Below are 23,090 nucleotides of genomic sequence, written 5' to 3'. Positions count from 1 at the left end.
TTTAAAGTCTCTTTATGTAGTGCCCTGGTTCTTGACTCTTTTTTCATGATTCCTATTTTTTAGTCTTCTGCTTCAATAATTTTGATATCGGTACCCAATCGTTGTAAGTAAGCGATCAAGGAAACAATTTCTCTATCGCGCATTTCTACAAAGTCCTGTCCGTTTTCTGCGGCAAACTTTTTATCCGCTTCATAGGTTTTAGCAAACTCGGGGTCGGTGTACAAATTCTTTTCAATTTGTTCCGCTTGTGCAGCCATTGATGCTGGTGCATTGGCAATATCCTCTTCTGTATAAGGAACACCCAATTTTACCATGGCCTCCATTTTCGCCTGCACATCGCTTCTATCGTGTTCACTGGTCACTAGCCATTCATAGGATGGCATTATGGAACCTGCAGATGTACTTTGTGGATCGTACATGTGGTTCAGGTGCCAGTTGTCGGAGTATTTACCTCCTACACGCAAAAGGTCTGGACCAGTACGTTTACTACCCCACAGGAATGGGTGATCGTAAACAAACTCCCCTGCTTTGGCGTATTCGCCATAGCGTTCTACCTCACTACGGAATGGACGTATCATTTGGGAGTGACAACTCACACATCCTTCTCGAATGTATAGGTCACGACCTTCCAATTCCAAAGGTGTATATGGTTTTACACTAGTGATGGTAGGAATGTTTGATTTCACCAAAATGGTAGGTACAATCTGGATGATACCTCCTATCAAAATGGCGACGGTTGCCAAAATGGTCAACTGAACTGGTTTTCTTTCCAACCAGTTATGGAAGGTTTCGCCAGCCACTCTTCTTTTGGATACTCTTGCCAACGCTGGTGCCTCAGCCAATTCATCTTCAACTTTGCTACCTGCTTTGATGGTTTTAACAATGTTGTACAACAATACGAACATACCCAAGATGTACAAACTACCTCCGATTGCTCTCATCCAGTACATTGGAATGATCTGTGAAACGGTTTCCAAGAAGTTACCGTACACCAATGTTCCATCTGGGTTAAATTCTTTCCACATCAACGCTTGGGTAAACCCAGCTACGTACATCGGCAAAGCATAAAGTACAATACCCAATGTTCCTATCCAGAAGTGGAAGTTGGCCAATCCTTTGGAATACAATTCTGTTTTGAACATTCTTGGTACCAACCAATAGATCATACCAAAAGTCATGAATCCGTTCCAAGCCAAAGCTCCTACGTGAACGTGGGCAATGATCCAGTCACTAAAGTGGGCAATGGCATTTACGTTTTTCAGGGAAAGCATTGGACCTTCAAAAGTGGCCATACCGTAACCTGTAATGGCTACCACCATAAATTTAAGTGTGGCATCGCTACGCACCTTGTCCCAAACTCCACGAAGGGTCAACAGACCGTTGATCATACCACCCCAAGATGGAGCAATCAACATTACGGAGAATACCACCCCTAAGTTCTGAGCCCAATCTGGCAATGCAGAATACAACAAGTGGTGAGGTCCTGCCCAGATATAGATGAAAATCAATGACCAGAAGTGGACAATAGACAATCTATAGGAATAAATTGGACGGTTGGCCGCTTTTGGAACAAAATAGTACATCAACCCCAAGAACGGAGTGGTCAAGAAGAATGCCACCGCATTGTGACCGTACCACCATTGTACCAAGGCATCTTGTACCCCTGCATACACAGAGTAACTTTTTAGAGCGGTAACTGGAAGCTCCAAGCTATTAAAAATGTGCAGTACCGCAACGGTTACGAATGTTGCCAAATAGAACCAAATGGCCACATACAAGTGTCGTTGTCTTCTTTTTAAAATGGTACCGATCATGTTCCATCCAAAAACTACCCAAACGGCTGCAATGGCTAAATCGATCGGCCATTCCAATTCGGCGTATTCCTTAGATGTTGTGTATCCCAATGGCAAGGTCAACGCTGCGGCAACAATGATCAATTGCCAACCCCAGAAGTTGATGTTGCTCAGGACATCACTGAACATTCTCGCTTTTAACAAGCGCTGCAGTGAGTAATACACCCCTGCAAAAATGGCGTTACCCACAAATGCAAAGATCACGGCATTGGTGTGCAACGGACGCAAACGCCCAAAGCTCAGCCATGAAATACCCTCGGTTAAATTGGGAAACAGAAACATAAAGGCCAACAATAGCCCTACTGCCATACCCACCACGCCCCAAAGTATGGTGGCGTATAAGAACTTTTGCACGATTTTGTTATCGTAGCGAAACTGTTGTATTTCCATATTTATTGGTTTGTACTTTTAGTTTGTTTGATTTTATCTGTATTTGAATTAGATACATTTTTGTCGGATACCACCTCATCTTCAAATAGCATACGCACCGATGGTGTATAGGTATCATCGTACTGTCCGCTTTTTACCGAAAAAACAAAGGCTAAAAAAAAGACTATAGCCACAGTTATACTTATGGCCAGCAACACATAAATTACACTCATACCTTTTGTAATTTGGGGTTAAAACTACTGTGATGATATCCTTCAAAAAATGACATATATCAGCTTTATTTAATTTTTTAATCCTTTTCCAATATAATTTGTGGCCAGTGTAGCAAACACCACTATACTAATGGAACTCAAGGGCATTAAAATGGCCGCAATTACGGGTTGCAATTGTCCTGTTACCGCAAAATAGAGTCCCACAATATTGTAACATAGGGATAGGATAAAACTCAATTTTATAATTGAAATACTTTTTCTACTCAATTGGATAAACTTGGGGAGCCATTGCATTTTGGTGGCATCCAAAATTCCATCACAGGCAGGTGAAAAAACATTGATGTTTTCCGAAACCGCCAAACCTACATCACTTTGTGCCAGGGCTCCTGCATCGTTCAATCCATCGCCCACCATTAAAACACTATGATCTTGCTGTAAGTTTTTGATGAATTCCAGTTTATCTTCTGGTTTTTGGTTGAAAAGCATCTGGGTATTCTCTGGAAGAATTTGTTCCAACTGACCACGCTCCCCATCATTGTCACCCGAAAGGATTCCAAGTTGCAAATGTTCTTTTAAGGCTTCAAAAATTTGACCAATGCCATGTCGATAGGTATTCTTAAAAACAAAACGACCTTTTACATCTTCGTCTGCACTGATATACACTGCAGTGTTTGTTGTACTGGTCGATTTCTCGCTTCCCACATAGGAAGCGGAACCCACTTTAATGGAATGTTCGTTGGCTTTGCCCACAATCCCCTTGCCCGTATGTTCTTCAAATTCATCGAGGGTCATGATGGCATTGGATTGCAAAATATTATAAAGGGAACGACTCAAGGGGTGATTGGATGCCCTTAGAGTGGTTTTCAACAGCGCTTTTTCCTCATCGCTCAACGCAATACCTTCATAATAAATGGTATCTTTTTGACTTGTGGTCAAGGTTCCTGTTTTATCGAAAATTGCCGTATCGATTTTGGACAACCGTTCGATCACATTGGTGTTCTTCAAATAAAATTTATGCTTGCCAAAAATCCGCAGCATATTGCCCAAAGTGAATGGGGCTGCCAAGGCGATTGCACATGGACAGGCAATAATCAATACCGAAGTAAACACATTCAAGGCCATGCTGGGCTCAGCAATCAACCAATAGATCGTTGCCACGGTAGCTATGGTCAATACCGCCATAGTAAAGCGTCTTCCAATACTATCCGTTAAGGTTTGAAATTGACTGGCCTTATCTTTCGTGAACACCGAATTCCCCCATAATTGGGTGAGATAACTTTGGGAAACGGTCTTGAGCACTTCAACTTCCAATACGCCTGACAATTGTTTGCCTCCTGCAAACAACTTTTCCCCTGATTCCTTCATTACAGGTTCGGATTCCCCCGTAACAAAACTGTAATCGATTTCAGCTGTACCCTTGATCAGAATACAATCCACAGGAATGATTTCATGACTGCGTACCAAAATACGGTCCCCTACATTAATATTGTATATCTGCACATTCTCTTCTTTCCCATCTTTTTCCAAGCGGGTTACTGCAATGGGAAAATAAGATTTATAATCTCGTTCAAAAGAGAGATAGGCGTAAGTTTTTTGCTGAAAGAATTTCCCGAGCAGCAAGAAAAAAACCAAACCCGTAAGGCTATCGAAGAAGCCTGAACCCAAATCAAAGATGATGTCTGCAGTACTTCTCACAAAAAGAGTGAATATTCCCAGAGCAATGGGCACATCAATATTCAACATTTTGGAACGAATGCCTTTATAGGCAGATATGTAGTAATCCCTCCCTGCATAAAATACCACAGGAATTGAAAAGGCGAACATCAGCCAACGGAAAACATGCTTGTATTGATCCAACCAAAATTCCTCTACTTCAAAATATTCTGGGAATGACAACAGCATTACATTGCCAAAGGCAAAACCTGCAACGCCCAATTTATAAATCAAGGAACGATCTACCTTGTTTTGCTTTTTTTCAAATTCCTCTAAAGAGATGTAAGGCTCGTAACCGATACTTCCCAGCAAGAGCACCAAAGCTTTTAAAGAAAAATCGTTGGTTTTATAGGTGACCCGAATGGTCTTTTTTGGAAAGTCGACCTGTGAAACGGTAATGGATGGGTGCAAACGGTTCAAATTTTCCAGCACCCAAATACAAGAGCTACAATGAATGGAAGGAATACTTAACCCGACTACCTGAACACCTTCTTCATCAAACTCCACCAATTGCTTTACGATTTCTTGATTGTCCAAAAAATCGTATTTCTTGCGGATCTCGTTAGGTGTGGTTCCTGCCTTTGCCTCTATTTCGTAATAGGCGGAAAGACCATTGGATGAAAATATTTCATAGACAGTCTTGCAACCGTGACAACAGAAACTTTTATCATCGAAACTTACCCCATCTTCGCCGCAATCATCGCCGCAGTGGTAACAGGTTGTGTTTGCCATTTACATTTGCTTTACCTGACGCAAAATTGTAATAGTCTTACCCTTAAAAATATGATATTTATCAGTAAATTTGGGAGTATTAAACATTAATTTTGTTTAATCAGGTAAACACTACAGTTATGGAAAGCAGATGTGAAAATTGTATCATCAGACAATTTAACTCGCTCCGCGCGATGAGCAAAGAGGAATTAAAGCAAGTTTCTGACTCCAAGACTGTCAAAACCATTAAAAAGGGTGAGTCGCTTTTTCAAGAGGGCGACAAACTGAATGGTGTTTACTGTGTTAGAAACGGTGTTTCCAAACTTTCCAAACTAAGCTCCAACGGTAAGGACCAGATTGTAAAATTGGCCAGTAAAGGTGAAGTATTGGGCCAACGCTCCGTTATTTCGGAGGAAAGCACCAACCTTTCCGCCATCGCTGTTGACGATATGGAAGTGTGTTTTATTCCTAAGGAAAGCATCAACAACACACTTCAAAAAAATCCAAACTTTACCATGGAGGTGCTCCGACACATGGCACACGACCTTAAAGAGGCCGATGATGTTATTGTGAACATTTCCCAGAAAACGGTAAAGCAACGTATGGCCGAAGCCTTCCTATACCTTAAAAACAATTTTGGTGAGGATGAAGAAGGTTATTTGGCACTTACACTTTCACGCGAAGACATTTCCAACGTGGTAGGAACGGCTACTGAATCCGCCATCCGAATTATTTCCGAATTCAAGAAAAAAGGCCTCATAGTGGCCTCTGGAAAAAGAATTGGAATCAAGGATGAACGCAAACTTCTGGAGTTGGTAGAAGGGTTTTAATCCCTAAACTGACATTTGTCATAGTATTCCCTGTTTTACGCCTTTAATTTTATCGCATCTTAACCTTAATAAGATGCAGAAGATATTAATACCCACGGATTTTTCGGAAAACGCATGGAACGCGATTGACTACGCTATGCAGTTGTTCCGCAACAAACGTTGTACTTTTTATCTACTCAATACCTACACACCCGTTATACCCAGCAGTCGATTTATGGCTAAAATGATAGATGGCGTAAGTATTGTTGATGCGGTAAGGGAGACTTCTGAAAGAGGTTTGCAAAAAACCGTTCAAAGGATAAAAACTAAATATGGTAATCCCAACCATCGTTTTGAAACCATTTCTTCCTTTAACCTATTGGTGGAAGAGGTGAAAGATGTAGTGGAAACCTTTGGGATACATCTGGTGATTACGGGCACCAAAGGAGCTTCGGGCGTCGACGAGGTTTTTATGGGCAGCAACACGGTGCGTATTATAAAAACCACCAAAAAGTGCCCTATTTTGGCGATTCCTTACCATTTTGAATATGTAACTCCCACTGAAATAGCTTTTGCTACTGATTTTAATAGATTTTATACCACTTCAGAACTTGAGCCATTGTTACAAATGGCAAAAATGTTCAATGCTACCGTTCGCATAGTACATGTGCAATACGGAATCAAGGCCCTAACGGAACTGCAGCAATTCAACCTTAATATGCTGCGCAGATATCTCGGAGATGTGGAACACTATGTTCATACCGTATCAGAATTGAGTTCTGTTTCGCATACCCTGGAGACTTTTTCCAAAGAATTGGGCATCCATTTATTGGCTATGTTGAATTATCAGCATAGCTACATGGAAAAAATGACCCGTGAGCCCATTATTAAGCGTACGGCTTTCCACACCCAAATACCATTATTGGTGATACCTGAATTGGGCATGGAAGGGGTTGCTTCTACCGAAAAGGAAGAGGAACCCAGTGTTGAGGCACACAATTAAAGTTCTGTGGTTATCTTTATGCGGGGTTTTTACCCTACCAACTAACAACCCCGCATAAAGAATTCTATGGACAAACAACTTCTTATCGATTGCCACGAACGAATCAAGCCTTTTGTTCACAATACACCCGTTCTAACTTCTAGCCAAATCAATACTTTTGTTGGGGCTGAATTGTATTTTAAGTGTGAGAATTTTCAAAAAATGGGCGCATTTAAAATGCGTGGAGCTGCCAATGCCATTTTGCAACTTTCCCAAGCACAAAAAGAGAATGGCGTTGTCACGCATTCTTCGGGAAATTTTGCTCAGGCCCTGTCCTTGGCTGCAAAAAATCTGGGTGTGAAAGCTTACATTGTGATGCCCAATTCGGCACCTCAAGTAAAAAAAGATGCAGTGAGAGGTTATGGTGGTATTGTTTTGGAATGCGAACCCACTTTGGAAGCCCGTGAACGAGAATCGAAACGTATTCAAGACGAATTTGGTGCTACCTTTATTCATCCCTCCAATGACGATCAAGTTATTTTAGGCCAAGGAACTGCTTGTATGGAACTCTTAGCATTTCATCCAGATTTAAATTATGTAGTGACTCCAGTTGGTGGTGGCGGACTGATTGCAGGAACTGCTTTGGCAGCCCATTATTTTGGAAAAGATTGCAAGACCATCGGTGGCGAACCCATGGAAGTGGATGATGCCTACCGTTCCATGATCAGTGGAAAAATTGAAACCAATACCTCAATCAACACCATTGCCGATGGATTAAAAACACAATTGGGTGACCGAAATTTTCCGATTATACTAAAGTATGTGGATGAAATTATCCGCGTTTCCGAGGAAGAAATCGTTGCTGCAATGCGATTGATTTGGGAGCGATTAAAAATTGTTTGTGAACCTTCCAGCGCGGTGGCATTGGCTGCTATCATACGAGATAAAGAAAAGTTTAAAAATCGAAAAGTGGGGATAATTATTTCGGGGGGTAATGTTGATTTATCCCGATTACCTTTTTAAGAAAGTCATTTGGCGAAGTACACCCTAAAAGTTGTACCCACTCCGATCTCACTTTCAACTTCTATTTTTCCATTCATAGCCTCGATCTGATTTTTCACCAAATAGAGTCCCAACCCTTTTCCTTCTGTGTTGCCACTGAGTCTACCATACATATCGAAAATTTTGCGCTGACGCTCAGGAGTGAGTTCAATACCGATTCCGTTATCAGAAACTTTGAGCACAATATGCTCTAGGGCAACTTCAGTATTAATTTGAATAAGTAATTTCTCCTCTTCCTTTCGATACTTAATGGCATTCTGCACCAAATTGTACAAGATATTGGAGACATAACTTTTTGCCCCAAAAACAGTTTCCGCATTGGAAAAATCAGTTAAAACAGTGGTCTTTGTTTTGGTGATATCCTCGGCCAACAAAGTATCCACCTCCTTCATTACTTCATTTAAGTCTACCTCTCTAAATCTGTCCTTATCTCCAGATTTTAAAGAAAGGGATAAGTTTAAATCTTTAATGGTCTGATCGAGCGCCTCGGTGGTTTGCTCAATTTTTTGCATGATGTCATCGTTCATCTCATTGTGGCCCCAATCATAGATCTTGGACAACATTAAAAGATTGGCGATAGGCCCTCTTAGATTGTGGGAAATAATTCGGACAAAATTCTGAAGCTCGTGATTCTGTTCAATTATTTTATGATTGTAGGCAATATCTTTGGTGACATCCTGGGTGGTCCCAGACATTTGGTAAGGTTTCCCATTTTCATCATAAAAAACACTTCCCTTTTGATGCACATATCTTGTCTCACCATCATTTACAATAATTCGGTGTACTATGTCGTGCAACACATTGTTGGAAATGCTATTTTCAACATCTTCTTGGAAAGCCTCCCTATCTTCGGGATGAAGAATGGCCATTAAACTTTCGAACGTTGCTTCGAACTTTCCAGGAATTTGACCAAAAATTCGATACAGCTGATCGGACCATGTGATTTCGTCGTTAAGCATATCCCAGTTCCAGTGTCCTACATTGGCAACTTTTTGGGCTTCACGATACTTGGTTTCGCTCTCCTTTATTCTTTTATTGTTATTGACTTCTTCCGTAACGTCCTTTTGCCAAATACAACAACCGATTACATTTCCCGATCCATCCATGTACGGCTGAAAGGAAAACTCATGGACCAGCATGGCGCCATTAAGTTCGAGTGTATGGTTTGATGTAGTTGCATACCTATTTAAAGCACGTTCACACCCATTTTTACATGAGCTAAAAAACACCCCCTTTTCATAGATAGGCCTAAGGTCCATTCCCTTTTCGGGAATACCCAAATTCTCGTTTTGAAACTTTTGTTCAAAGGATTGATTGAAAGCCGTGAGTCGAAAATTGACATCCATAGCCCAGACTACGTCGTCTCGGTTTTCTACAACCTCTACTTTATTATGAATAAGTATTTGATTTTGCTTCACGTATAAAGTTTTGAGACCATAAGCCTAGCCAACATTTAAATATCGGGGTTAATGTGGTAACCTAGAGATGGAAAGATTAAATGGTTTTTTGCAGGTAATCTTCCAAATGCTCTATGCGCAAAGGTTTGGTTATAAACTCCTTTACGAATTTACCATATTTCTCAGCTTCTTCCTTGTCTGCGTCAGATTCTGATGATGTTACCAATAAAACCTCGTTGGTTTCGGGGAAATCTTCCAACATCATAAATTCCAAGAATTCAAATCCGCTCATTTCTGGCATATTGATATCTAAAAGAATCAAAGTTTTAACATCGGGGTTGTCTCTGTAACGAAGGTCATCCAAAGCCAATTCGGGGTTTGTAAAGGTTTTAACCCTGTCCTCCATGCCCATTCGTCTAAAATGAATCACATTAATGGTATTAACCAGGTCTTCGTCATCTACCAAATAAATTTCCTTATACATAAATTCTGGCTGTAAAAAATAGTTAGTCTTGGTTATTTAAAAATATTGACAAATATCAATATTTCTTTGTTTTAAAAACTCTAATTAATTTTTTTTATTGCTATTTCACAAGGTAAAACCACTTTTTTTAAACAGTTTTGATTGATGTTACTCGTCAAAACTTCAAAAATCAGAATACATTGTTAATTTAAATGTAGTGTTTTTAAAACAATTTGTCGGAAAGAATTTACACTGTAAACTCAAAAACAAACGAATGAGATTAGTAAAAAAGAATTCAAGTAAAGTTTGGAGTTAAAGCAATTTCTTCAACTTTTCTGGGGCATTAAAACGATATCCAACAAAGAACAGACCGTGCCATAAATTGTTGGTGATGGTATTTTCTTCCTCACTTTTATAGGAATAGCCATTGTAGTTTCCACGAACTCCCATATAAAGTTTATCGGTATTATACCCCACCTGAAAACCAGCTCCATAGTCAAAGACAAAATAGCTGTTCTTTTCCACAACACCATCCAAAGTATATTTAGAAAATTTTGGCCCAATTCCAGCTCTTACATATGGAGCAATATTTACATTCGATGTAACTACCCAATTGTAATAATAGCCCAAGTCAGCTCTTAAATCTACCTGGTTTTCCTTTCCATAGCTACCATCATCAAAAGGATTTGTCATTTTGGTAAAATCATAACGCAAGGCAGGAACAAAACTTCCACTGCTCTCCATCTGCCATTCTTGACGGCTGAGCAATGCTCGTAGGGAAAAATCCTTGTTGAGCACAAAACCTGTGTACCCTCCCCATTCTATACTTTTTAAATCCGAAAATTGAAAATAGGGATCGGTTCCCTCCTGCCATAATGGGAAAAAATCTTCCGTATTTTCCACATAAAAGCCTTTCATCCGTCTGTAGAACAAGTTTTGCACAAACTGTTTTGGAAACAAATTCACACTATATTCTGTAAAGGAGCTTTCCCCTTTTAATTCATCGTCATCATTTCCAGGTAAAAAACCAGGTGCAAACCCAAAACTAATGTCCAAAAACTTATAACTCATTCGCATGGTCATTTTAACATCGTTATTGGACACCAAATGAAAATTTAAGTCATTGTTATGTAGCACATATTCGGATAGATCCGTACTAAAATCAACACCAAAAGCTAATTGGTCAACATAAGATTTAATGCGATTTTCATCTTCTTGACCAAAGCTTTGTTCAATAAAAATTAATGCAAAAAGAATAAAGGAATATCGTAGCGATTTTGAAAAATAAAGATGGATGGTATTCATTTTACTTGAAATTAAAGTGATCGAAATAAGCCTAAAACCAATACTGGCTTAATACAAAAAGAAGCTAGATCAGTTTACTTCTGTAAAAAGAATGGTAAAGTCAATGATTTCATTTGAGGTTGATTTAAAAGTATTTAGCACTTAAAGATACATAAAATAAAACCTTAGAATTTCAGATAAAGGACTAATTATGTGAAGGTTAAATCACATCTGATTTCATTAAAATAAATGCCATAATCAATACGGTGACAATCAGTAGGCCAAACGAAGCAAGGAGCTGCTGTTTAACATTTTTCATTTTCTTTAGTTGAGTGTTCTAGATTCAATATAGTGTAAGATTATACAACATAAAAACTAAGGGGTTTATATTATTGATTATCTAAATGGTTTTTATTGAAAAATCAATATAATTGACTGATTTTTAATTAATTCACATCCATTCCCTCTTCATTTGGAGCAATTTTCTCAACATAAATCAAGTCAAGAGTCGAATTAAGTTGATTTAATTGCGTAAAAAACGCCCAAACATCGTTTGGGCGTTCCAACCAACCGTTCATGAATCACATGAACATTCGCCTTTGCACAGCAATTTAGTTTACAGTAATCGTAACTCTTACCAAGTTTTCTATCGCGGGAATATTTTCTGGCAAATCTATTTCCTCCATAACTAAACCATTCTCTGCTGCTCCAGTATCGGGTCCACTTTGTCTAGGGGCTTGATCTGCTCCTGCTCCAGGGTACTGATCCACTTCGGTCCCTGAATCATAAATATGAAGTTCCAAAGTAATATCGCCAGAAATAGGCATTCCATTTTCAAATAAACTTATGCCTTCCGATCCTACAACCCAATCGTTCGATTGCCCCAACATGGTGGCAAAAGACAAAATATCACCGTTTTCTGCAGTAAAATCAAAACTAAAGACATCGCCAGGAAAAATAGGTCCTGGACCTGAAGCACCAACTGGGGTATTGAAAATATTGTCGTAACCCGATGGATCGGCATCTTCTGCCAAAGCTTCAAAAGCCATAGTGGCGGCTACACCTTCTTCAAAAACTGGGCTGTTTATACCAAAAGCACCAGGGGCAAATGGCGAAACATATCCACTATTTTGATTCAATTCCATAGCAGTCATTTCATTATTTCCATCTTCGGCCATTCGCTCTAGACCTACCGAAGACGGCATTCCTTCCATAAAAAATGGAGCAATCCCATCACCATGTATCACCCAAGCTCCTGGAGCAAAAGGGGAAGTCAATCCACTCATATCAGATATGTTGTTAATAGTCAATGTGAACTCCGTTCCCCCATCATGAGACAACTCGACCCGTATCATTTCGGCTACTTCTGGATACATAAACCCATCTGAAATATTTTCTAATGATTCAACAGTTCCGTTTTCATCCATCCCCGTATTTGGCTCTGGTTGCCTTGGTGCCTGATTGGGACCAACCCCTGGCTCTTCGTTCACCTCGGTACCTGCATCCCATAAGGTTACCAAATTGGTAATATCTCCTGTTAAGGCGACTCTATTTTCATCATAAAGCTCAATTCCATTCTCATAAGGGGCAAAAAACAGATCGTTGGATTGCCCTAACATGGTGGCAAAATTTAGATAATGCCCAATTCCCGCATTGAATGAATAGGTCACTGATGCCCCTGGTGGTATTCCTTCCGTGGGACCGCTACTGAAATACGTTTTAGGGGTTATCACATTCTCAATGGTCACAGTAAAACTGGCACTTGGATTGGCATTTCTTGTTACCATAATGCTATTGGAAAGGTCGTATTCCCCAGAGAGATTGTTGAGATTCATTCCTGTTTCCAAGCCTTGTAAACCACCTTCATACACTACGTGATAAATAAGACAAATTCCTGTACCAGCAGCATCAAAATCAACTCCTTCCAATGCTTCTATTGTTGGTGGCATACCTAAAATTGCGCCTGTATCATCAGTAATCACAAAACCACTGTTACTTCCAACAAGTTCACTGGCATCCAATGTAATTCCACTAACCATATCTGGGGTACCATCAACGGTAAAAGTAAATGGCCCGCCATTAAGTACACCAGCATTAAGTTGAACGGGCGTAATACTGTTGTCATCATCACTACACGAGACTATTAATGTCCCGAAAATAAAAAGGGTAAATAATAATTTTAAAGTTTTCATTTCTGCTGTTTTAAAGTTTATGGCACAAATGAACCCTTTAGATATTGCAAAAGTTTCACATAAAATTCAAAAATTATTATCTATTGATTTTCTGATACTTAACCAAACAAATCACTGATTTTGTAAAGTTTTACGGCAAAACAAGACTTTTTAAAAGAGTACCAAATTCAAATGTTTAGAAATCGGTGAACTTTTTGTGATACTTCACCTTTTAATTAGCCTTAACATGAAAAAAGTATTAATTGTAGAGGACGATGTTGAAATCACCCATCTTTTAGAAATCCACTTAAAAGATCTGGGTTGCGAAGTTCTATCAGCTACTAGAGGTGATATAGGGCTAAAACAAGCTATTAAAGAACTTCCAGACCTTATCATTTTAGATGTGATGTTACCAGAAATGGACGGTATTGAAATCTGCCAAAAGATACGAGCCAAAAACATTACTTCTCCTATTATGATGCTTACTGCCCGTTCTGAAGAAATTGATAAAGTATTGGGATTAGAGGTGGGTGCTGATGATTACTTAACAAAACCTTTTAGCGTCCGCGAATTTATTGCCCGAGTAAAGGCGATTTTTAGAAGACAAAAAATGGACCTTACGGAATCTAATACCGAGAAAGATGCAAAACTGATGCATTTTGACAGTTTGTCCATTGATATTGAAATGCGAAAAGTAATCTTGGACGGAAAAAAGATAGAGCTCTCCCCGAAAGAGTTTGAACTTTTGGTGCTTTTATCTTCCAACCCAGGAAAAAGCTACGACCGCAGCAAATTGCTGAATATGATCTGGGGCTATGATTTTCATGGATATGAGCACACGGTAAATTCCCACATCAATAGGTTACGCTCCAAGATAGAGCCAGATATGGGAAATCCTAAATTTATATTGACCACTTGGGGTGTTGGATATAAATTCAATGAAGAGCTCCTTAAACCCTAGCCTACCACCATGAAAAACAATATTCTTTCTACAAGATTCATTTTAAAACTCGTCCTTTCTTTTTCTGCAATTTTGGTGCTTGCAGGAGTTGGCTACACTTTTATATCCTTTTATTTTTCAAACAAATATTTTTTTGAAACCACCCAACGCCTGCATTCAAATCTGGCACAAGATCTAATTGATGAAAAGTTTAAGGATGCACATCCCTTTGACTCAACTGGATTGGTAAACAAAGAGCTTTTTGGGGATATTATGCATGATATGATGGCCGTGAACCGAGCCATTGAAGTCTATTTATTGGATAGCAAAGGTCATGTACAATATTCAGTTGTATTAAACCACGATGCCCCAGAAACCAAATTAAAACAGATAGACCTAGCCCCCATTAAAAAGTTCATAGCAGATAAAGGATCCCATTATATCGTGGGCGACGACCCCAAAGATTTGACCAAACAAACAGTTTTTTCTGCCGCACATTTTAATAAAGAAGGTCGTGAGGGTTACATTTATATTATTTTGGCTGGAGAGGATTTTATAGCCACACGAAGTGACCTTTTCAGCAGTTATTTTATGCGTTTGGGAATGGGAGGTTCCATCCTTACCTTAATTTTCGCCACTATTTTGGGAGTTTTAGCCATATGGCACCTAACCCGTAGTCTTAGAGAAATTATTTATGCCGCAGAACGATTTCGAGAGGGTGACCTAAAGTATCGCATTGAGAATGCTGAAAAAACAGATCTGTCCAATTTGGCCACCACCTTTAATGGTATGGCCGATACAATCCTTGCGGACATGGAAAAAATAAAATCTATTGAAGAACTTCGCCGAGAACTTATTGCCAACATTTCGCATGATTTGCGAACGCCTTTATCCATAATTCAAGGATATATTGAAACCTTACATATGAAAGGAAGTCAACTATCCGTGGAAGAAAAAGACGTGTATTTAAAGACCATTTCCAAGAGCAGCGAAAAACTATCCAAACTAATTTCTCAACTGTTTGAGTATTCCAAATTGGAGGCCAACCAGATTCAACCTCAAAAAGAACCCTTTTTGATTAATGAGTTGGCCAACGACATTCATAGAAATTATTCATTAATCACAGAACAAAAAAACATTGAATTAAAATTATCAATGGATGATAATATTCCGCTAGTCTTTGCAGATATCTCTTTGGTGGAGCGTGCGATTCAAAACCTAATGGATAATGCCTTGAAGTTCACTCCAATTGGCGGTACCGTTATTGTTCAGATAAGAGCCATGGAAAAACATGTTCAGATTACTGTCCAAGATTCGGGACCGGGTATCGCTAAGGAAAATCAAGCACTCATTTTTGAGCGTTATCGTCAAACCAAGGTGGGACAACAAAAAGAAGGCATTGGTTTGGGTCTTGCCATAGTGAAGAAAATAATGGAAATTCACGATAGTCATATCAAAGTGCTTAGTCAACCCAATCAAGGAACATCTTTCAGCTTTGAACTTCCTGTCCATTTTAATCAATAACCAAAACCCACTTTTGGATCTAATCACGTAGATAAGGTTTAATTTTCAAGTTGAATTGGGCTTAAAACAAAAAAGCTCCCAATACATTGAGAGCTTTTTAGTGCGGGTGAAGGGAGTCGAACCCCCACGCCTTGCGGCACTAGATCCTAAGCCATCCCTATCTTGCACCAAAATAGGTCAAATCAACTGATTTATAATTGGTTACATTTTTAATGGATTCCTTTGAATTCAAGTAAAACCATCGAAAACCAATAAATGTTTTACTTATATTGTACCAATTTTTCAGTACATTTAAGACAGTACTTTCCAGTAGAGTATGTTTTTCCTGATTTGACTTTCCAACAGGACGAACATGGCTGCAAGTTTACAAATAATTTTGAGAAAAAAGCCCAATAAAACGGGCGAGTGCCCTCTTGCAATTAGAATAACCAAATATCGCCGTTCCACATACAAATACATTGGACTGCGGATAAGAAAAGAATTTTGGGACGATAATAAGAAGAGGGTAAAAAAGACCCATCCAGATTCGAAAAAATTGAACAAGTTTATAAAGGCCAGAATTAGGGAGGCCAAAAAAGGGATGGTGGCCCTCCAAACAAAGGACAAGGATGCCTCAGTACATTATATGAAGAAAGAAATTTATCGAGCTAAAAGAAAGCTTAGTTTCTTCGAGTTTGCCCAAGAACATTTGGATGAAGCTGAATTAGCGGGAAAACATGGAAGGTTCATCGCTGAATCAGCCTATACAACCTACATCTTGAAGTTCAGCAAAACCAAAGGATTGACTTTTAATGATATTGATGAACGGTTTCTAAAGAGGTTTAAAATCTATCTCAGAAAAAAACATTCATTAAAAGAGGTCAGTGTCATGAACGTCCTTGTTTACATTAGACTTCTATATAACAAGGCCATTAGGGAGGGAATTGTCAAAAGAAAACATTACCCCTTTGGGGCCGGCAAGGTCAAAATCAAATTCCCTGAAAGCGAAAAAATCGGTCTTACCAGGGAAGAAATTTTAACCATAGAAGGATTAACAGATTTAACAGAACTGGAAATCCATGCCAGAAATGTTTGGCTCTACTGTTTTTATTTCGCAGGAATCAGGGTATCGGACGCTTTAAGGACTCGTTGGAGTGATATTAGAGATGGGAGACTTTACTATAGAATGAGTAAAAACTCGAAATTGCTCAGTCTAAAAATCCCAGAGAAGGTATATCCCGTTTTGGATTATTATAAAAGAGAGCAACGAGACGCCAATGATTACATTTTTCCTGAAATGAAAGGTGTTGACCTAACAGACTCCAAAAAAGTTTACAATAGACTCAGAAACGGTAATTCAAAACTCAATATCAGGCTAAAATCAATTGCTGAAAAGGCCAAAATTGATAAGAAAATTACCATGCACATAGCCAGACATAGCTTTGGTAATATAGCAGGAGACAACATACATCCGCTCATGCTCCAAAAACTGTATCGTCATAGCGACCTAAAGACCACCATCAACTATCAATCGAGTTTTATCCATAAGGAGGCTGATGATGCCCTTGACAAGGTTATTAATTTCTAATGTAAAGAATATCAAACCTCTGGCATTTGCAAAGCAGTGGATTTATGTTAAACGTTTCATTTATTTCGTTTATTTCGTTTATTTTTGTTTCAAAACATTCAAAATTGACCCATGGAAGAACTGGAAAATATAAAGAGGCCTTCAAAAGAAGAGCAGTCTACTGCAATAGAATCCTATAATGCATTGGAAACCGTGTTAAAGGAAATTAAGGACAAATCGCCTGAAATTGAAATTGAGGAAACCCAGGATAAAATAAGAATCCCCCTTAAGGCCTTAAAGCTATTGGCCGAAATCCTAAAAGCAATGGGAGATGGAAAACCAATTTCCATAGTTCCAATCGCCGCGGAAATGACCACGCAATCTGCTGCAGAGTTTTTAGGATGTTCACGGCCTCATTTAGTAAAATTGTTGGAGCAGGGGAAAATTCCGTTTACCAAAATCGGAAAACATCGAAGGGTAAGATTTGAAGATATTTCCAAATACAAAAATCAAATGAAGAAAGAACAAGAGGCTTTAATCATTCAAATGATGAAGTCAGACGAAGAATCCGGGTTGTATGATTCATAGTGTCAGATTTACATGTGTTTTGGACACAAATGTCATTTACCCACTATTGATCAGGGACTTAATGTTTTGGTTTGCCCATTACGAATTGTTTACCCCGAAATGGAGCAAGCATATTTTTATGGAATGGGATGATGTTATGAAAAGAAAGAGGATTGGTAAGGATGAACGCAATAAGCGAATCGATGTTGCCAATAGAGCATTTCCAGACACAATGGTAAATAATTACGAGCCACTAATTGAAACTTTACAATTACCTGATGAAAAGGACCGGCACGTTTTGGCTGCAGCCATAAAAACAAACGCCAACGTTATTATAACTGAAAATTTAAAGGATTTCCCCAAAGAGTATTTAGCAACCTTTGGTCTCAGCGCGAAATCCAGTGATGATTTTCTAACAGATATCATTGACTTAAATCCAGAAAAAGCAGTAGAGGCTTTTAAAAAGTTAGTAATGAACCGAACCAACCCAAATCTAGATGAGTTTGAGATTTTGGATAGATTAAGGGCTCTTGGTTTGAAGGATACTGCGAATTATTTGCACGCTTACCTATAATTAGACAAGCCATACTTTCTCTAGAATCCAGGATATATACCTTTTTATAGGAGTTAAGCTGAAAAGTTTTATTCAGCTCATTTTTTTGACTCTCATGAGCCGAATAAGACCTATAAACGGCTCAAATGAAACACAATTAATTAAAAATCTACCTAGCGAACGAAGCGAAGCGAAGTGCTGCAAGCCCAAATCTTGCCAAACTAATTTACTGAGCGAGGCTAGACATCGTTATATTTTCGATTTTATTTAAAATTTTATGAGGACACGATATACTGTTTATCTTAGTTTGAATATTTGACGAACAATAGTCTATATGAGTATAACCCATCAAGATTTAGAAAAGTTTGAGAAGGACTGTGAACAGGATTTAAATTTAATTAAAACCCATTTAAATGCTTTCAACATATTCAATGTATTAGGAATTCAATTCAGGGAAATACGCCATAGTAACTTCTTGGGTTGGTTGTTGGACCCCATGGAATCCCATCACTTAAAAAGTACTATTTTAAAGGAGTTACTAAAACATCTTGCAACAATGAATTTAATTGGCAGCTCGGATTTAAATTATTTTTTTAATCCGGAGTTGGAAGGCACAAAAGTATTTCGAGAGAGCATAAACAATATTGATATTTTAATAGTCAACGAAAAACTCGGTCTTGTGATCACAATAGAAAACAAAATCCATTCGGACTTCTCCAAGCATCAATTATCCAAGTACTATGACTATATCGAAAAGCATTATAAAGCGTTAAAGACAAGAATTTATTTGACCCTGACACCTTTCGATAGCAATCGTCACAATGACTTTAAAGCAGGTGAATATTATACCAATATCACATACAAATCCATTATCAGACTTTTGGTGGCAAACGAGGAAAAGATTGACAAAACGAAACCTTCAATAAAAGAAAGTATACAACAATACATATCTATGGTAGAAAAAGACCTTACAAGAACAAGTAAAGAATTTGCCCTAGCAAAGGAGATATATAGAAAATACAAAAAGGAAATCGAGTTTATAATCAACAATCAAGAAGATTTTACAATTTATAAATCCATGATTGTTGATTATTTAAAAAACGGCATTGAAGGGTATGTTTTTAGCCATGAATCACCCAACAGAAATGTTCTCTTTTTGCTTCCAAACGATGCAAAAGTTCTTAACTTGTTCCATTATCCAAAGGCTGAATCCAGAGGAGGAAATTATATTTTTAGCTACGTTCTTCATATTGAAAAAAACAGAGTGTGGATAAAACTGGGATTCGGTAATATTGTTGATTCCGAAGAAAAGGACATGATTCTGGAAGAAAGGGACAACCTTCACTCCAAAATGAAAGAATTTCACACTATATATCAAAACAATATACCCAACCTTGAAATATTTTCAGATGATTCTAAAAGTGACTACATTAGAATTTGTAGCATATCCCTTTTTAACGATAATGACTTAATCTCTGCAGGAAAGACTTTTATGGATATGTTTAAGTACAAGTTCAATGATGTTGATAGAACTATTTTACAACCATTTACAGAAGAATGTGTAAGGTTACAAATACCATAAATTCTATTAGTTCATAAAGTATTAGTGTGAAATGTTATAATTGATATCTCTTAACTTATTGGGGTAGTGTCTAAAACAAACTATTTAATAAATTAATTTGGTGCTAATCTAGTAAAAACGTGTGGTTGTTAGATACACTAACAATCACAACATTAGGAAAATAATGCTCAATTGAGATAGTGTCGTTTATAAGGAATAAAACTGATTCCTTATGTATATTCCCTAGAATGTAAACTTAAACTATCGAAATAGGTCTTCATAGGTGTCCAAGTTTTCACGAAATCTTATTGCCTTAAGAATAAAATCTTGGTCAGATTTATTAAACATTTCCATAGCATTAGAACACATGTGTAGATTTGTGTAATCCGTTAGATTATTTTTAATATCATTTATGTTTTCTTTAAAGCCATTATATGAAATACTGACCATACTTTTGTGTTCTTCAACAACAGACAACCAACCTTTTGACAAAATAGTTCCTGAGTTGAATTCTTGTTTCCAACCTCTATTTAGGTCTTTGTAGAAATTAACTAATGTTGGAATCCTAAAAAGAGAATCAGTAACTTCAACATTAATAGTCTCTAATAGTTCCAAAATTGAATGGGGATTTTCTAAGAATGTATTATAGTGTTGCTTTCCCCCTCTGATTATCGACCATCTAAAGTCCCTGTAAGTACTCAGAAAAACGTTGTCGTAGATTCCTTCAAAATTTCTTTTACTATTATCAAAAACACAAGTGTAATTCCCATTCATCTCAAAAAAATTATTTGAAATGGCATAAAGTTGCAAAGCTGTAATGTGCTTAATTGTAAATAGATTATGAAACTTTTTAAATAATATGTCTATGAAAGAAAGATATTCTTCATTGGATAATGTAGAAAGTTGAAAAGACAGTCGTAAAATATATTCATGACCATTGCAAAAGTCATTTTCATCCAGCAAGTACTTCTCGTTTTGATTTAAAATATTCCAAAAATATTCATCGGATTGATCCATTAAAGCTTAGTATTTATTGGTTTGGGGAGCTTCTAATTTATATAAAAACAAATTGGCAAAAGCGAACCAAGTTAGCTGGTGAAATAGGATTAAGTCCTAATAGTATAGGAAAAGAATCGCTAGGGTTGAATTTAATGCTGGAATATGTCAATTAAAAATTATGATTTGAGTGCCAAGATTAACATCGTAATTTACTGAGCGAGGCAACATTAATCTTATTAATTCCTATGTTTTTCCAAATAGGCAACTTTGTCCTTTTCAGCTTGCAACAAACGCTCGTAAAGCTTTTTGTTCTCTTCATAAGCCTCAACTAATTTATCCAAAGGATTAAAAGTTGGCATGTAATTGAAAAATGCAGCATTATCATTATTGGTTACAGTATTACCAATAATGTTGAAAACCGCTTCTTCAGAAAAATTCTCAATCCCTTCCTTGGTAACACCCAGTGCCTTTGCAACCTGCTCCAACTTGGCATCATCTACCTTCTCACTGTTCTCAATATTGGAAACGGCCTGTTGGCTAATGCCCAATTCTTCGGCCAGAGTCTCCTGCTTCATTCCACGAAGTTCCCTAATCCTACTGATCTTTCTGCCTATATGATTGCTCTTGGTCATTGTCTCCATATCCCAAATATAGGGTGTTTCCCACAATAATCCGATTGTAAAATACAAAACAGCATCAATAAAGTACAAGTGCCCATGGTGGGATACATGGAAATGTGGCCTTAATATCGTGGATGATTCTCGAACCCTTTAATACACATTTCTATGACACATGGCACAAACATACCAAAACACTTTGAAAAAGCGGAAGAGCTGTCCGAATTGCTCGACAGCATCCTGAACATTATTACTATTGACAGGGCCTTTCTATCCCGTATACAAAATGAAGGCAATACAGAATATTATTTCCTCACCCTTTTTGTGGATGTAAACAATGATCCCCTTCCCAATGAGATCCGTTCCTTAGTTGCAAAAAAGGGAAAGAAACATCCTGATTTCAGGATAAGGGTCTATACAGAGAACCAATCCGAAACAGGTCTTGAAAGAGGTTCACTCTATTTCTTGGAACATTGCTGCTTCGGGAAAACCGTCTTCGCCCATCCCGAGGGGGAGAATATTATGGATTATTCAACAATGGCCTACAACACTCTCATGAAAAGGGCTTCTCGCTATCATAGATCGGAATTGGGAAAAATAAATGCCTTTGCCAACACCGCGGACATCTTGATCAAGGAAGGGGATTATGCCATTGCTGCCTTCAACATGCACCAGGCCTTTGAGCTTTCATTCAGGTTCATCGAACAGATGTGCATTGGAAGGAGCATGGTGACACACAGTATCATCAGCCACATCAACTATTGCAAACACTTCTTCCCCACCCTGCGGCCCTTTTTGGAAACTTCCGAGTTGAAGAGCAATGAACTTCTGCTCCTATTGGAACATGCCTACAGTGTTGCCCGGTATGGCAATGAGTTTGAGATTACAAAAGTTCAGACCAATACCATCCAATCCAAGATGAAGGATTTCATCCAAGAAGTGGAGTCCATTTTCACTAGACATCTCGAACAGTGCAAAAACCAAATCGAGGGAATTGAAAAGAATAAAACATCTCCAAAAGAAACCAGGACCGTCAAAAACAATAATGAACCATCCTTGTTCAGTCAATTGAAAGAACTGGAAAAAGAGCACTTCTTTGCCCTGAAGCCCTATATTCCAGAAAAGGGATTGTACAGCATCGATCTCATAACCGAGGGATATGGGGAAACCTCATTTATGATCTCCAACTTGATCAAGGTCTGTATCACGGCATTGGAAACCGAAAATTTCTCGACACGTTCCGTTCCCCAACCCCACCGAAACATAAGTGAGGTTCTTGGATATATTTTGCATTTGATACCCCATGATGAAATGGATTTCTTGGACAAGGTCAGAAAACTGTTATCCGAACAAAAGACAGCCACAACCCAATAAATCCATAGAAATGAAATCAAAGAACCAAAGGCTAAAGACCATGGAAGAAATCCAGCAGCTCAGAAGCAATCTTTCGGGACTGTTGGGAAATAAAAAGTCCATCGACCCCAAGGGAAACTATGTATCCTTCAAGGTCAGGGACAACAATCATCTTATGACACAGATTATCAGTCTTCTGGAGGTCTGTGTATTTGCTCTAGACGGAGAGGGAATGATGTTGTTCCCTGCCAACCAAAATGCATCAAAAGAGGATAGTGTCATCCAAGTATTGGAACTGGTATTGAGCATCCTTCCAGATAGTCAAATGTACTTCATGGACAAATTGGACGAAAAGCTATCGAAACTTGAAAACAAACAATGAA

20 protein-coding genes are annotated in these 23,090 nt (G+C 38.2%); 11 read left to right on the top strand and 9 right to left on the bottom strand.

The genetic code is table 11. The features are described from left to right. Positions 1 to 59 precede the first annotated feature (59 nt). The 3 genes from ccoN to BLQ18_RS05105 all read right to left on the bottom strand — a co-directional run bounded on the left by ccoN (position 60) and on the right by BLQ18_RS05105 (position 4,900). On the bottom strand, positions 60 to 2,243 hold the full coding sequence (gene ccoN / locus BLQ18_RS05115) for a cytochrome-c oxidase, cbb3-type subunit I (RefSeq protein ID WP_090293312.1): 2,184 nt from the start codon (positions 2,241 to 2,243) through the stop codon (positions 60 to 62). A gap of 2 nt (positions 2,244 to 2,245) precedes the next feature. Continuing rightward, positions 2,246 to 2,455 carry a cbb3-type cytochrome oxidase assembly protein CcoS gene (ccoS, locus tag BLQ18_RS05110; RefSeq protein WP_090293311.1) on the bottom strand — a complete coding sequence of 70 codons (210 nt, stop codon included), beginning with the start codon at positions 2,453 to 2,455 and terminating at the stop codon, positions 2,246 to 2,248. Positions 2,456 to 2,524: 69 nt separating this feature from the next. Beyond that, entirely contained in the window at positions 2,525 to 4,900 is a 2,376-nt protein-coding gene (locus BLQ18_RS05105) for a heavy metal translocating P-type ATPase (RefSeq protein ID WP_090293310.1), read from the bottom strand. A gap of 119 nt (positions 4,901 to 5,019) precedes the next feature. Here BLQ18_RS05105 and BLQ18_RS05100 point away from each other — a divergent pair, with 119 nt between their 5' ends. The 3 genes from BLQ18_RS05100 to BLQ18_RS05090 all read left to right on the top strand — a co-directional run bounded on the left by BLQ18_RS05100 (position 5,020) and on the right by BLQ18_RS05090 (position 7,693). After that, on the top strand, positions 5,020 to 5,709 hold the full coding sequence (locus tag BLQ18_RS05100; protein ID WP_090293309.1) for a Crp/Fnr family transcriptional regulator: 690 nt from the start codon (positions 5,020 to 5,022) through the stop codon (positions 5,707 to 5,709). Positions 5,710 to 5,782: 73 nt separating this feature from the next. Next, entirely contained in the window at positions 5,783 to 6,691 is a 909-nt protein-coding gene (locus BLQ18_RS05095) for a universal stress protein (RefSeq protein ID WP_090293308.1), read from the top strand. Between the two features lie 66 nt (positions 6,692 to 6,757). Next, positions 6,758 to 7,693: a pyridoxal-phosphate dependent enzyme gene (locus tag BLQ18_RS05090; RefSeq protein ID WP_090293307.1), complete on the top strand. Its 936-nt coding sequence runs from the start codon at positions 6,758 to 6,760 to the stop codon at positions 7,691 to 7,693. A gap of 5 nt (positions 7,694 to 7,698) precedes the next feature. Here BLQ18_RS05090 and BLQ18_RS05085 read toward each other — a convergent pair whose 3' ends face one another. The 4 genes from BLQ18_RS05085 to BLQ18_RS05070 all read right to left on the bottom strand — a co-directional run bounded on the left by BLQ18_RS05085 (position 7,699) and on the right by BLQ18_RS05070 (position 13,068). After that, complete coding sequence (locus tag BLQ18_RS05085) at positions 7,699 to 9,150, bottom strand: sensor histidine kinase (RefSeq protein WP_090293306.1); 1,452 nt, start codon at positions 9,148 to 9,150, stop codon at positions 7,699 to 7,701. Between the two features lie 76 nt (positions 9,151 to 9,226). Next, on the bottom strand, positions 9,227 to 9,613 hold the full coding sequence (locus tag BLQ18_RS05080) for a response regulator (protein ID WP_090293305.1): 387 nt from the start codon (positions 9,611 to 9,613) through the stop codon (positions 9,227 to 9,229). 291 nt (positions 9,614 to 9,904) lie between these two features. Then, positions 9,905 to 10,897, bottom strand: a complete 993-nt coding sequence (locus BLQ18_RS05075) for a DUF4421 family protein (protein ID WP_090293304.1) — start codon at positions 10,895 to 10,897, stop codon at positions 9,905 to 9,907. A gap of 590 nt (positions 10,898 to 11,487) precedes the next feature. Beyond that, on the bottom strand, positions 11,488 to 13,068 hold the full coding sequence (locus BLQ18_RS05070; protein WP_090293303.1) for a spondin domain-containing protein: 1,581 nt from the start codon (positions 13,066 to 13,068) through the stop codon (positions 11,488 to 11,490). A gap of 226 nt (positions 13,069 to 13,294) precedes the next feature. On the opposite strand from BLQ18_RS05070, the gene BLQ18_RS05065 reads away from it, so the two are divergent. The 6 genes from BLQ18_RS05065 (at position 13,295) to BLQ18_RS05040 (ending at position 19,759) form a co-directional block, all read left to right on the top strand. Continuing rightward, positions 13,295 to 14,008, top strand: a complete 714-nt coding sequence (locus tag BLQ18_RS05065; protein ID WP_090293302.1) for a response regulator transcription factor — start codon at positions 13,295 to 13,297, stop codon at positions 14,006 to 14,008. A 9-nt stretch (positions 14,009 to 14,017) separates the two neighbouring features. Continuing rightward, the gene (locus tag BLQ18_RS05060; protein ID WP_090293301.1) at positions 14,018 to 15,511 is read left to right on the top strand and encodes a sensor histidine kinase; all 1,494 of its coding nucleotides are present in this window, start codon (positions 14,018 to 14,020) and stop codon (positions 15,509 to 15,511) included. A gap of 352 nt (positions 15,512 to 15,863) precedes the next feature. Further along, positions 15,864 to 17,078, top strand: coding sequence for a site-specific integrase (locus BLQ18_RS05055; protein ID WP_090293300.1), 1,215 nt, complete (start codon positions 15,864 to 15,866; stop codon positions 17,076 to 17,078). A gap of 111 nt (positions 17,079 to 17,189) precedes the next feature. After that, positions 17,190 to 17,645 carry a helix-turn-helix domain-containing protein gene (locus tag BLQ18_RS05050; RefSeq protein WP_090293299.1) on the top strand — a complete coding sequence of 152 codons (456 nt, stop codon included), beginning with the start codon at positions 17,190 to 17,192 and terminating at the stop codon, positions 17,643 to 17,645. Continuing rightward, complete coding sequence (locus BLQ18_RS05045; protein ID WP_090293298.1) at positions 17,635 to 18,198, top strand: PIN domain-containing protein; 564 nt, start codon at positions 17,635 to 17,637, stop codon at positions 18,196 to 18,198. Before BLQ18_RS05050 ends, BLQ18_RS05045 begins: the two co-directional genes overlap by 11 nt. A 313-nt stretch (positions 18,199 to 18,511) precedes the next feature. Beyond that, positions 18,512 to 19,759 carry a PDDEXK-like family protein gene (locus tag BLQ18_RS05040; protein ID WP_090293297.1) on the top strand — a complete coding sequence of 416 codons (1,248 nt, stop codon included), beginning with the start codon at positions 18,512 to 18,514 and terminating at the stop codon, positions 19,757 to 19,759. Positions 19,760 to 19,999: 240 nt separating this feature from the next. Here the strand turns inward: BLQ18_RS05040 and BLQ18_RS05035 are convergent, their stop codons facing one another. Then, positions 20,000 to 20,755, bottom strand: a complete 756-nt coding sequence (locus tag BLQ18_RS05035) for a hypothetical protein (protein ID WP_090293296.1) — start codon at positions 20,753 to 20,755, stop codon at positions 20,000 to 20,002. Between the two features lie 218 nt (positions 20,756 to 20,973). After that, complete coding sequence (locus BLQ18_RS05030) at positions 20,974 to 21,378, bottom strand: helix-turn-helix domain-containing protein (protein WP_090293676.1); 405 nt, start codon at positions 21,376 to 21,378, stop codon at positions 20,974 to 20,976. Positions 21,379 to 21,522: 144 nt separating this feature from the next. Between BLQ18_RS05030 and BLQ18_RS05025 the strand changes: the two genes are divergently transcribed. Together BLQ18_RS05025 and BLQ18_RS05020 are read left to right on the top strand one after the other, a co-directional pair. Then, positions 21,523 to 22,728 (top strand): HEPN domain-containing protein, encoded by a 1,206-nt coding sequence (locus tag BLQ18_RS05025; RefSeq protein WP_090293295.1) that lies wholly within the window; start codon positions 21,523 to 21,525, stop codon positions 22,726 to 22,728. 10 nt (positions 22,729 to 22,738) lie between these two features. Continuing rightward, positions 22,739 to 23,089 (top strand): hypothetical protein, encoded by a 351-nt coding sequence (locus BLQ18_RS05020; protein WP_090500019.1) that lies wholly within the window; start codon positions 22,739 to 22,741, stop codon positions 23,087 to 23,089. Position 23,090: the final 1 nt, after the last annotated feature.

It is taken from the genome of Flagellimonas zhangzhouensis, assembly GCF_900102925.1.
Lineage (GTDB): Bacteria > Bacteroidota > Bacteroidia > Flavobacteriales > Flavobacteriaceae > Flagellimonas > Flagellimonas zhangzhouensis.
Note: the sequence above shows the minus strand (reverse complement) of the source record. Positions and strands in the feature narration are given on the sequence as shown.